The sequence below is a fragment of the Paenibacillus sp. LjRoot153 genome, assembly GCF_964253085.1.
Lineage (GTDB): Bacteria > Bacillota > Bacilli > Paenibacillales > NBRC-103111 > Paenibacillus_E.
Genome location: NZ_CAXUQH020000002.1, coordinates 262,356 through 275,248, shown reverse-complemented (window position 1 = coordinate 275,248; position 12,893 = coordinate 262,356). Strand labels below are relative to the sequence as shown.

The 12,893-nt window shown below is 40.1% G+C and carries 5 protein-coding genes; all 5 read left to right on the top strand.

All coding sequences use genetic code 11. From position 1 onward, the window contains the following. Nucleotides 1-4: 4 nt before the first annotated feature. The 5 genes from ACSQ8P_RS36585 to ACSQ8P_RS36565 all read left to right on the top strand — a co-directional run bounded on the left by ACSQ8P_RS36585 (nt 5) and on the right by ACSQ8P_RS36565 (nt 12,474). Nucleotides 5-532 carry a hypothetical protein gene (locus tag ACSQ8P_RS36585; protein ID WP_436239887.1) on the top strand — a complete coding sequence of 176 codons (528 nt, stop codon included), beginning with the start codon at nt 5-7 and terminating at the stop codon, nt 530-532. Nucleotides 533-696: 164 nt separating this feature from the next. Next, nucleotides 697-1,812: an S-layer homology domain-containing protein gene (locus ACSQ8P_RS36580; RefSeq protein WP_436239886.1), complete on the top strand. Its 1,116-nt coding sequence runs from the start codon at nt 697-699 to the stop codon at nt 1,810-1,812. A gap of 152 nt (nt 1,813-1,964) precedes the next feature. After that, nucleotides 1,965-8,681, top strand: a complete 6,717-nt coding sequence (locus ACSQ8P_RS36575; protein WP_436239885.1) for a PKD domain-containing protein — start codon at nt 1,965-1,967, stop codon at nt 8,679-8,681. Nucleotides 8,682-8,874: 193 nt separating this feature from the next. After that, nucleotides 8,875-10,083, top strand: a complete 1,209-nt coding sequence (locus tag ACSQ8P_RS36570) for an S-layer homology domain-containing protein (protein ID WP_436239884.1) — start codon at nt 8,875-8,877, stop codon at nt 10,081-10,083. Beyond that, on the top strand, nt 10,084-12,474 hold the full coding sequence (locus tag ACSQ8P_RS36565; protein WP_436239883.1) for a CARDB domain-containing protein: 2,391 nt from the start codon (nt 10,084-10,086) through the stop codon (nt 12,472-12,474). Nucleotides 12,475-12,893 lie beyond the last annotated feature (419 nt).

Here is a 12,893-nt window from a genome sequence, read left to right as displayed (position 1 = left end):
ACATATGCGTTTAGTTATTAATTTAGCTGTATGGTCTATCGTCTTTATATTGTTTATGGTGTACGACCACGAAGATAGGAAAATTACAACTGGAGAACTAAGAGGGTATGCAGCTGCGATTATTGCTGCACACGATGCTGCCGTTTCTAAAGAAGATGCTAAAGCGCAAGGAATACTTATTTTTGATGAGCCATCCGGTTTTCAAAATTATAAACAAAGCTTAATGGAACAGTTTCAACTAAATTCTGACTTAACACCCAAAGCAAACTCTATTTTTAATACACCGGTATCTATTGTAGGTATCTGGTTTCTTGGTGACGATAAAGCTCCTAAGGATGCCCAAGGGAAAGCAGTGTATCCATATAATTTTAATTCAACAGCCACATATCGTGGACAAAGCGTTGCCGTTCAGGAGAAGATTGAAGGCCCATCTATAGTAGGGGTTATCCAATTTACTCACAATACAACCACTTCACAAGCAATTACATTTAAAAAGGGAATATATAGATATATGGATAGGGCGTTTCAATGATTAAAATTATATTTATCCAACGCCCATTTAATTTTTCTAGAAGGCACACAAGTATAAGCTTTCTAATATGACTAGAATTCAATAGTTTATGTATTATAAAATATAAAAATATAATATAATTTTATTATAAAACACTAAATAGAATAGCAGGAGGAAAAATTAATATGCGAAAATTAGTAATGGTAACTATTGTTTTATCTTTATTATTGGCAGGGTGTCAGTTATATCCATCACCCTCAGTGGCAGAAGAGCCTGCTACCGAATTAACTGATATCGGATCACACTGGGCGAAAAAGAGTATTGAATCCGCCATGAGTGCGGGATATGTTGATGGTTATCAAGACAGCGCCTTCCGCCCAGACTACAATATCACACGTGCGGAATTTATTAAGATGTTATTGGTCGCGACTAAGCAAGTGGTTGCGAAGCCGACCGAAGGATCTGTTTGGCATAAACCTTACTCCGATTCCGCCACCACCTTGGGAGTCTATCACGACACTGATTTCTCCAATGAGAAATTTGATGAGAAGTTGACTAGAGTTGAAATGTCAAAACTTGCTGTACGTTACTTGGACCAATCTGCGAGACCTTCCGTTGCTAATCTATATGATACTTCTGCCATGTATAAAGCAGTTAGCTTAGGAGTCATTCAAGGGTTAGTTGGGGGAGATTTGGGGCCTGAACAGTTCACAACTCGTGCGCAAAGTGTGACAGTCATCGAAAGAATCTTAGCTGCTTCCGCAGGCAAGAAGTTGCCTGTCGATCGCTTAGCTTTAGGAAATGCTGATTTGGCTTTAACGGGATCCAATACCCGAGTGTATATGTACACTCCTTCGGTTCCACTGCCTGTTAGGTATAGTTATGGGGACTCCATGGATGTTACGATTACATCTATTGCTGCTCATGACATGTTGGATATTAATGATTATGTTGTCAAGGGGATTTTTGCACTCGATCCGAATAACAAGATACGTACTGAGAATTTAAAGAAAAAACTTGTGGTCGGATTGTACGTTATCATTGACAACAAAGTTGCAGGTACTGAGACAGGATTGAATCTGTATAGTAGTGTCTTGAGTATGATAGGTCTTGGTGCTACTGGTGATAGCGCTAGTATATATGCGATGGATACCACTACGGTTGGAAAGACTGAGGGTTGGATTTACTATACGATCGACAAGGCGCTTAATGCAAAGGGTCTTGATGGCACATTGCCATTCCCATTATTTCTTACAGTCGGAAATAAAGAAATCTACCTTACAGATATTAATAAAAAATAACAGTAGGGCTGTGTTATCACAGCCCTACTGTTTCTTATGATCATATTTGAATTTACCTAAGTTCAAATGCGCTCATACTGCATGCGCTACAAAATAAAGGAGAGATGCCTTTGCGAAGGATAAGAAAATTAGTGCGCTACATTAGCTTACTAATGATTTTATTAGAAACTGCCGCGCTTGGCTTACCACCGCCAGACGCTAATGCAGCTGCACCGCCTGCGGGGACGGTTACTAAGTACATAGACTTCTCAAGTGACACTATTATTGATGCCGCCCCAAGTTCTGCATACTATCCGTTTGCGACTTATTCGAAACCGTTAGACTTAGGCTCGGGTAACATTCAAAGTGTGACTGTAAAAGTTAATGGTGTAGGTGTTCCTGTAACACCCAGCGGTGGGAAGATTATGGTAAATGCTATAGGACAGAGGCGTACTGTTTATGGGTGGTCAAAGTCAATACCTGGTCACCACATCTTCAAAGTAACTGACCCTGACCACCCAAGTCAAACCGGTCTTTGGGCGCATAAGGGAAGTGATCCTAACAGCTTTTCATCAGTTATACCTGATTTTACTGCTTATTTAGACGCCTGTGGCTTCCCCTCAAGTAACGTAAAATGTGGCGATAATATCATGATTGATACTGTGCAGGCTGCTCCGGGAACCTTACCTTTGAGTGGTATTGATACTAGTACTGGGATCAGTTTCGGAAGTGGGAAGTATCCTATCAACTTACGTTACACATACGGCAGAGATCCAAATGATAAGTTTCCAAACTGGGGAATGGAAGGCGCTGCAGTTACGGCTTCTTACGACGCCCCTGCCCCAGTATCTATGTGTAGTATCAAGCCTGCTTACGGACAAGCTTGCAACGTGGCCGGAGGGGTTGATATCAGTAACGCTAAAGTGGAACAAGCTAGTTTCGCTGTCACGTCTGACAGCCGAGCTGACGCACAAAATGATGGTTCTAATGGCGAAGCTGCCGCTCAAGTGTTCTATTGGGGACAAGGTCCAGAAGGACAAGGTCAAGTGTATGTTCGCCGTATGTTAACAGACACTGTTGCAGGTATGAATACCTTTGCACAAATTGGTGCAGACAGGAACTATTACATGGCCGCCAATTTAGCTTGGGAAGCTAAGACCTACGAGTACGTTGGTATTGTCACAATTACATACGCCGCAACTGTAAAGCCTGATTTAGGTGGCCTAGCTCTTGTAAACTCTTGTGTGGGCATTGGCAAACCAACAACTTACACTTTCAACTACAAGAACAACGGGCTAGATTTAACCACAGCATTCAAGATCAGTATTCGTGCTGATGGCGTAGAGATTTCCTCAATAAACGTGACTACAGCTAGATATTCAGGACTAGGCTATCAAGGAACTTTTAATTATACGATGAATTCCAGCAAAACCCTAAGTATATCTTTAGATGACGGTCACGCTGTGGATGAATCTGACGAGTCTAACAACGTGTTAAATGTCCCGATTACTCCACAAGCTTCTTGTAGCGGAGGTGGCAGTGAGCCAGAGGTTATTACTGGTACGATATCCGTGGATTACCCGTCAGTGAAGTATGGGGAAGCTGAATTCATTTGGTTAAGGGATGTGGCTGTTAGTGGCGGGGCCAGTTGTGTCTTAGCTAAAGGGGATTTAATATATTCCCAAAATGGCACACAGAAGATCTATCATTTAAACTCCATTGGAACATGGAATCAAACTTTTGTCGCATCTCCTTACAATGGTATTGGTGTTGGTACCATAACCGTGCAATACGATATCACGACTTCTTGTGGCACAAAGAAAACAATTGGGCCCACTAGTTTTGAAGTCACGGCTAATGCTGGCAATGGTGATCCAGAGTTCAAGCCTGGGTGGTTTGATGAAGATTATTATTCCGGAGGTTATTCTGACCCCATTACAGAGGTTCCTCTTGGTGAGCGGGTAAGCTTAGGGCATGTAACAAAACCTAGAATCCCAGAACTTGGTGAGGACGGAACACCTTATGACCCCGATGGTGACTCTATAATCTACTTTTGGAATTTTAGTGGGAGCAGTAGTGAGTGGATTCGCTGGATAGGTGATACTAAAGACGGACTTGGATATGATCCAAATGGTGAATCTTTTAGTAACTTGAAAGTGCCGGATACTGTTGGTACCCACACCGTACAGGTAACTGCTTTTGATGGTAAAGGTGGCTCTGCCGGTCCGTATAACGCGACTCTGAGAGTTGTCGAGCCGAACCCAGTGCCCATAATCACACTACCTCCAAAAGTTGTAGAAGGTCGTGCGTATACTCCAGCAATTAGCTGCACTAACAGTTACAGCCCGTACAAATATCGTACGATCAGTAGTTGTGATTGGTTAGGTACAAACCTTCCAGTGTACTCCACATATGGGCCGAAAGATATTCAATTAAGTGTTACGGATAGTACTGGACTGGCCTCTTCATACTTTGCCCATGAAACATTGAATGTGGAAGAAGACTTACCACCAGTTGCACGACTTGACTATAATGATATAGGCATAAGAAATGTACCGATATCTTTTCAAGACAAGTCCTTCAGCCCTGACGGTGATCCGATCTCAGAGCACACTGTTTCACTATCCTGTGACATGAATAATAATGGTTCTTTAACGGATGAAACAGTCACTAATATTACCCCTGATGGTGGTGGGAACCTTACCTACACACCAACTCAGGTGGCGAAAAAATGTAATGTTCACATTCATCTAAAAGAAGGTCTTGGTCTAAAGAAATCAACGGATAAAGATTTTCCATTTGAAGTGGTCAATCAAATGCCTGAAGTGGATTTCTCAGCTATTGGTGTTCAACCAGAACCCGCTAATATAACGACAGTTACACCAACAGCTAATACATTAGTAAACTCGTCGGTATGGACAGCTTCCTCGCTAACAAAAGTCTCGGCTCCTAAGTTATATAACTATAGCTCAGCATATAACTCTGTTAGCACGAGAAATATGACGAACTACGCCCCATACAAATCAATTACCGGGTCTAACGTAGTAACTAAATGGTTTTCAACAACAAAAAGTTATTGTGGTGAGTGTGGTAACACGGGTAAGTTAGACGGTTATTATGCTTCTTTCGCTAAGGAAAGCAGGTTTGGTAAGCATCTTTGGAAGTCCGAGCAGAATAATGATGCGGTGTACTTCTACAATGAAGACAATCCCGCTATACTTTACGGATCAGGGGTAGGTAGTGCGCCCACCTTTTCTAATAATGGTGGCTGGGGCGAGGAAGTGATACCCAAACTAATCTATTCCCCTTCTAACATGACAGAATTTGAATCAGATATGGTATTTCAAAGAGTAGGTGGTTATAACTCTTATTGGCAAAATAGTATCTATAATGAATATATAACCAGAATTAGTGATATTCTGAATTTCATAAAAAATCCCAATAATCAGACCGTAGCTCCCGTATATACAGGTACCAAAACAATAACATGTGGGTCTGCGTGGTCTGATTCTCCAACATGTCCACCACCAGAACCAACTACATATCCATCCATGTTTACTGGCCCAAACCCTAAAGTTACAGATGGGGTACTCATGGACTCGGTGAATTACGGTTATGATTGGGATGGCTATGTTGTACAGCGTGGTACCACTCAGTTTAGCTCGCCTTTCAATAGGGATTCGAGTGGTAATGTCTACAAGAATAAGTGTGACTATGGCTATTATGACAATTACCCACATTCGTGTAGCCTAGTAAAGTATACCAGCGGAGGCGTTGTCATGTGGGAATACACGCCTACCCCAACTTCTTGGATATATAGTAATCGGACGAGTATCCTTGTAGAATATTTATCCGATAACGAATCTAAGATTGTTATTAGCTATGGCGGACAAAGGCTAGTTTTAGATGCGAACACCGGCTCTGTTTTGTTGAATCTTGTAACAGATAGAACGGCTACTAATAATCTAAAGTATAGTTTAGGGGTATTTAATAATCGGATAGCTTATATCAATCAAACATCTTCCGCAGGGCTATCTTATTGGGATTTGTATTTTTATGATCTAGGTACCGGACAAACCATTACTGTTGATAGAACAAAAACATTTATACCTTCGGAAGAGACTACTCCGGGCAGTGGTGACTATAAAATTAGGGTTCCAGTTCCTAAAGCTGTGCTCTCTTCAGATGGTAAAATAATTTTGGGTAACGGAGAAACAAATGTGCTAGTCTATGATATGTTCTCTGGGGCTAAAGAAGTCGATATTCCTACAGGGCTAGCCCTTTATAACTACTACTCCGGCGGTACTCAGACTAGCGGTATAAAAAGCATTAACTTGACCGAAGATGGGACTGTGAAAGTGGTATATTATGGCTACTTAGATTATAGTAGTGATCAAAGTAGAAGAGAGTGGATATTATCCATTAAAACAGATGTAAACAACTCTGCTGGTAATAGTACTTATGGTTTCTTATCCAATAATGATAAAGGGTTTTTTAACGGAGATGTCAGTCTTAAGGTCAAGTTTAACTTAAATACTTACAGTGATAGCGTTACTTCTGGTATAGGTTTCCGAGCACAGGATAACAAAAATATGTATAGGGTTGAAGCTACACCTAATCTTATCAAGTTATCTAAAATAGTAAACGGGGTGTCCACCACTATAACAAGCAAAACTTACAATTTCAAGCTTGGGGTTTATGTGGAGATCAAAGCAAAAGTAAGAGGTAATCATCTTATTGTTTATGCTGCAAGAGTCCCAATTATCGATGTGTATGACAATGCTTTCTTAGTAGCTGGGGGATATGGACTTTACTCAGAGGCCCCGTATGTAGAGCTTCAAGGTTTTAATGCTATGAATTACGAGAGTAGTGATACGGCAGTTGCCAATCAAGCCATTGTTAATATGCCAATTACCTATAGTACAAATTATCTTGATCCTGAGAACGATCCTGCTATTCCTAATCTAGCAACATGGAAATTTACTAATATGGAACCTTATAAATTTCTAAATGCTGGGGATGGTGCTTCCGATCCTATAGGAACTAACAGCTATAATGGCGTTGTTATCCAAACGCCAAGTCCTAGTATTTCCAAAGTAGGCGTATTCAAGGTTGAATTCCAAGAACTCGATGACCCTGCGCCAGCTGGATTCAAATATCCATCACCTGTCTTTGCCATGTTTCAGAAAATGTCAGATCCTGCAACTCATTCAATCTTGGTTCACAGAAGGCCAATAGAACAATTCACAATTGCTGAGATTCCAGATCATACAATTCAATGGACGGAAACAGGTTTCGACCCGGATAGATGGCTAAGCGCGTCAAACTACTCAACAGAGGCGACGGGGAAAAACTATCAAAGTACCAGAGGTATTTTTAACAACAGGTACAGCTATACAACGCCAAGTGGCGTAACTCAGCTAGGAAAGCTCACGCGGCCTACTGAAATAGGGCTATATACCGTCAGAGCTGCCGTCGCTGACGAATTCGGAGCATGGAGCGACTGGGTTGAACAATCAATCAATATTACCATTCCGTTGCCAAATCAACCTCCTGCAGCCGTTCTTACATTCCCAAATGGAACGCAATCAAATCCTAGTTATGTGAATACACTACAGCCTACGAATACCTGGAATCAGACGGATCCGGATGTTGGTACAACGTTTGCCGCTTTCCAAATCGTAATCAAAGATGAATTAGGGAATGTCTTTGTTGACAGTGGTATCAAACCACAAGGAACAAGTGCAAATACACAGGAATGGATTACTTCACAAGCGTTAGCTCAGGGACAAAAGTACCAAGTACAAGTAAGGGTTTCCGATGGGATAGCTTGGTCGCCTTGGTCGAACGTAGGTTGGTTGATTACTAACCGTCCGCCGATAGCAACGATGTTGGATCCTAACGGCACACAAGCAACACCAACAATATTCAGCAGCATGCGGCCAACTCTAAAGTGGACACAAACCGATCCTGATCCGGGTACAACATTCAGTTACTTCCAGATCCAAGTCACCAATGAGGCCAATAATGTGATGATCCTTGATTCAGGACAATATTATCAGGGCTCAACCTTTTCGACTGGTAGTTGGACAGTAAATGCAGATTTACCCGCAGGACAAAAATTGCGAGTTCGCGCTAGAACTTATGATGGTTTTGTATGGTCAGATTGGTCACAACAAACATGGATGATAATTAATCGTTCTCCTGTGGCTAATTTTGACTGGACGCCAAAGCCTGCATATGAAGGAGATCAAATCAATCTAACTAATATGAGTACAGATCCAGATGGAGACACGTTGACATACTCATGGAGCATAGTTGACCCAAACGGTGTGACAACAACCAATACAACGGAGAACACCTCAATATATTCTTTGAATAAACAAGGAGTATGGAAGATTACTTTAACGGTTACTGACCCTTTTGGAGCTTCCTCAGCGGTTACAAAAAATGTGAGTGTGGGTGTTCTCTCAATATTAGGAAAAATATTCCATTCGAGCATCTGGGAGATCAACAGAAAGAATTACAATATGGTAGTGAGTGGAAGCCAAAATTCACCGTGGCCAACAAATATGTTTCTTGCTGGAGAGGTCTTCATGTTAGCAGCAACTACTACTACGATTGATCCGTTAAGTAATGTCAGAGCAACCAGCGTTGATGTAACATTAAACACAACTGGAGATACTGTAAATCTGACTTCAACCAATGGCACTACATGGACAGGGCAGCTGTGGAATCTTGGTTACAAAGATCTTGATAAGTATGCTACTCACAGTTTCACATTCCATGTACGTCATTCAAACGGAGTTGATAAATACAACACTCAAACTATATCAATTTATGATGCTAAAACGGTTGATGATTACTGGCTGCTGAAAAGAGATAAGTAAACGAACGGGCGTTTATCTATGGATGATTAATTTCCAGATAAACGCCCGTTTTCTATTTATAGAAGGACAATTTACTAAAGGAGGTAAGATATTTATTATAAACTATATAATTATATAATAAAAATATTATATAGTTTATAATAGAGATAGATATTAAGTATAACTCGGGATAATTTGGAAGGAGAGAATACATATGTTTAAAAGACTAACAGTACTAGGTCTAACACTTGCTCTAACAGCTTCATACACGCCTATATCGGGTGCAACAGCACAAACAGCTACTAACAACCTACAATTCTCCGATATTAGTGGTCATTGGGCTGAATCAACCGTTAAATGGGCTATTACCAATGATATTGCTCATGGTTATGAGGACAACACGTTCCGACCAAATAAACAAGTTACCAAAGCAGAGTTTTTAACTCTACTGCTAAATTCTTATCACCCTGCGGATCTAGATCCAACTAGAACAAAGGTAACTTACAAAAATTCAAGAAATATGGAACTCATATACGAGGATTGGAAAATACCCTATATCCTTTATGCTCGTAAGGTGAATTTTCTTACGGGATCATACTTCGACAACATTAGCCCTCAAGATGCAGGAAAAGAGGGCATCTACTTAGAAACAGCCAATAAATATCTTGATCAAACGTACAAATCACCTGACTTAGTAATAAACAGAAGAGATGTAGCAGTTCTAGTTACATCTACTCTTGGTCTTAACTTTACCAACTACCAAATCATTAATGATTCCTATCGTTACCTTATGGTTAATGGTTTGGCAGTAGGTAAAACCGATGTTGGAACTATTGATGAAAAGTATTCTCCAAATGAAAATCTCACTCGTGCAGAATCAGTACAGTTCATTAAAAACATTAAGGATAAGCTAGGCAACATCGCTATTAAGCCTAGACCAAATGAAGATAGCCCAATCATCGATCTATATAAAGATGAAACATGGATAAAAGGTGAAGTTACAACCCTTGGTTCAGCGCTATTTCCACTCATTATTGATAATGGCGATTCTTACACTTTTACAATTCCCAAATTGCCTTCTTTTGTTGATCTAGGTAAGTATTCGAAAGATTTAAGAGCAGGTATTGTTGACTCAACCCAAATGCCCCGTGGCAAGTGGACAATTCTAACAAATGAAAGCAAGCAAACTCCCGACAACACGGATACAGTGCCATTTGAAATGGGAGAAAGTGATACCATTAAGAAAGGCGATGATGTTAAATTGCTCGTAGGAATATCAAACAATAATCTACCTGTTGAACAATACAACATCAATTTTAAAACAGGTTTAGTAAATGTAATGAAAATGGTAAATAACAAACAAATTTTTGAGTCTATCCCCCTCGAAAGTATGATAAAAATGTTTGAAACGGGGGAAAGATAAATGATCTTTTTTAAACGTACATTCAATAAAATTACAGCGGCGGTTGTCGTCATGGGATTAGTAATATCATCCTTAGGCGGCACCGCCGCTTTTGCGCAGTCTATTTCTCCAATATCAGAAATTCCTTATGGTGATCCCGCATGGGTAAGTGGGGACTTATCAGATTCTAGTAATGATTTTCAATCCTTCACTACTCTAGGTAGGGCTTCAATTCTTACACACTGGAAACGACATGTAGTAAATAACTTCGCTAGTTTTTCAGATGAATTGAGCAATATTGGGATTTCAACGATCTCGGAAAATGATTTCACAATGGACATTGATGGATTTAATATTCAAGAAAATGATGAAGATAAAGCTGCGGGTAGAGTTTTTGGACAAAGAACCTACGATTTAATTCGTATTGAACAAGAAGATGAACCAAATATTGCAGAACTCGTAAAACGTATCAACGGGAGTCCAAAATTTGTTTTAGAGCGAATGGCTGAAGCTCGAAGCGAAAAATTTAATTTTTATGGCTACTATGAAGTGAACGGGTTTCCCTACATTCGTGTACCAGCACTGTTTGCATATTCTGGTGGGGTTTGGAAGAGTACCGCACCAAACTGGAACGTAATTTCTACAGGAAATGCAGCTGCAATTCAGGGAATCGATACATTCAATGTCTCACCAGCCCCTTATGTGCACCTTTATTATAATGAAGATAAGGTATACGCCATGGTGAGGGCTTTCGGTAACAACAACTTGTTTGATCCTAAGCTAATCATCAAAAGTTTAAATACACCTAGAACTATGGAACCAATATCTTTAAAAGAATACGTCAAAACAAGAGCAGACGGCAGTATGTACATTTCTGAAAATGCTATCAAAGTGGATTCTATCATTCAAATAGCTGATAATCTTGGAATGGCGTTTGATATTTCAGGAAGTATTGACGATGGGTATGGAAGACTAGATAATTCTCCATTGATCCTTCCATTTAATGACCTATATATCGTTCCAGACTCATTTTCAATCTCTCCTGGAATGCCTCAAGAACCAGGAACACAAACGGAAATATCATTTAGAGCAGGAAATCATGAAAATCATCCAATCAGTACAAAGCTGGCATATCGACTTGGAGATCAGGCTGCTGATTACATAGACGTGGAACTTCTACCTAATGAAGAGAAAAAAATAACAGTATTAGGCAGTTATCCGCAAACAAAATCAACGTTTGTGGCTAACATTAATCCGGATCAGAAGAGCTTAGATGGTAAAGCACTCGAAGAATATGATTACGAAAACAATAGAAATGAATGGGATGTCACTGTAAAAGAAACTGATCTAGTATTAAAACACCTACAAGTTGATGCCCGCGTCCCAATTAACAAAACAATTTCCGTTACAGCAACGGTTCAAAACAATTCCCTGGATGATCATACAGTCTTAGTACGCTTTTATGCAGACACGAACATTATTGGCGAGAAGAACGTATATTTGCCGGCTGGAGGTCAGAATAATGTGACTGTTAACTGGACAGCTCCAGCAAACCCAGCAAATAGTAATATTGTAGCTGTATGCAACCCAGATAGATCAATTAAGGAAAGCGATAGAAGTAATAACAGTAAAGACCAATTAGTTAGAGTTTATTCCAATGCTGGTGGAAGTTGCACGAACAAAACAACGGGAAGTTGGGATACTTCCTATAGATGGATCACTGGGTATGGAACGAAGGAAAATTGCGATATTTCTCGGGACTCAGCAGGGAAGATTGTTTATAATTGCTCAACAGAAACTGATTATAACGATCCAATATACACAACAAAAGACGTAACGTATGAAGAGTCTATGAATGCAAATATTTCTATAAATACTAAGCAAGGAATACCTACGTATCCTGATAATCCGAGAAGCTCAGATCGAGAAAGCCGTGGCAGCTGGGAGATCATCCCATACGCTGAAAGGCATGGGCTGGATCCTAATCAAATTACCAGGGCTGGCAATGGTTTTGAGATTACAGCAAATATTCAATACAGCACGAATTGGGAGACGCTAGTACCTGGAGGAGCCTCAGCTTATGGAGGTGGCTATTCAGGTCCTGATGCAGTAGCAGCAGACATCTATGATAGTCGCGGCGACTATTTAACTTCTATTAACATGGTAAAGACTGGGGGATCTGCGAATGATTCAACATGGGAACTACCGATGAGAAGTACTACTACCATATCTGGAGAAGTCTTTAATGAACGCAAGTTCTATACCGAAGTTAATGCTCCAGATGGTGAATATACAGTTCACATTCATTCTTTAAATGGAAATTCAAAAACTAATTTGAGCATATGTATAGACAAAACCGTACAAATTTATGGTTCCATGTATGACGATGCGCAGAATATCAGACAAGAATAAGTGGAATTATCTAACGAAAATATCGTGTTTTATACATTAACTAGTAGGGCAGGGGGAACCCTTGCTCTTTTTATATCGCACTAGACGAACCAGAATGGCTCACATCGGGGTTATATCTGTATAGCCCCCTTTCATCATTACCAATTAGTGGACGCAATGGATTTCTGGGTTTGTTCTAGATGCACCGCGAAGCAATAGTTACTTTTGGGGACATGATCTATAGAAATCTTATTGAGGGCAATTACGGTTTTTAAAAGCGTAATTTACAATGAGTTACCTAATCCATGTGCAAGAATAATTTACCTTAACTTGCTTGATCAATTATCTGAAGATTCATCATTCAGAAGATTCGACATGGATCAACTAATTGAGCAACTGGTAATATCTGCAGATGATGAAATAAAACGATGATTTTAAGA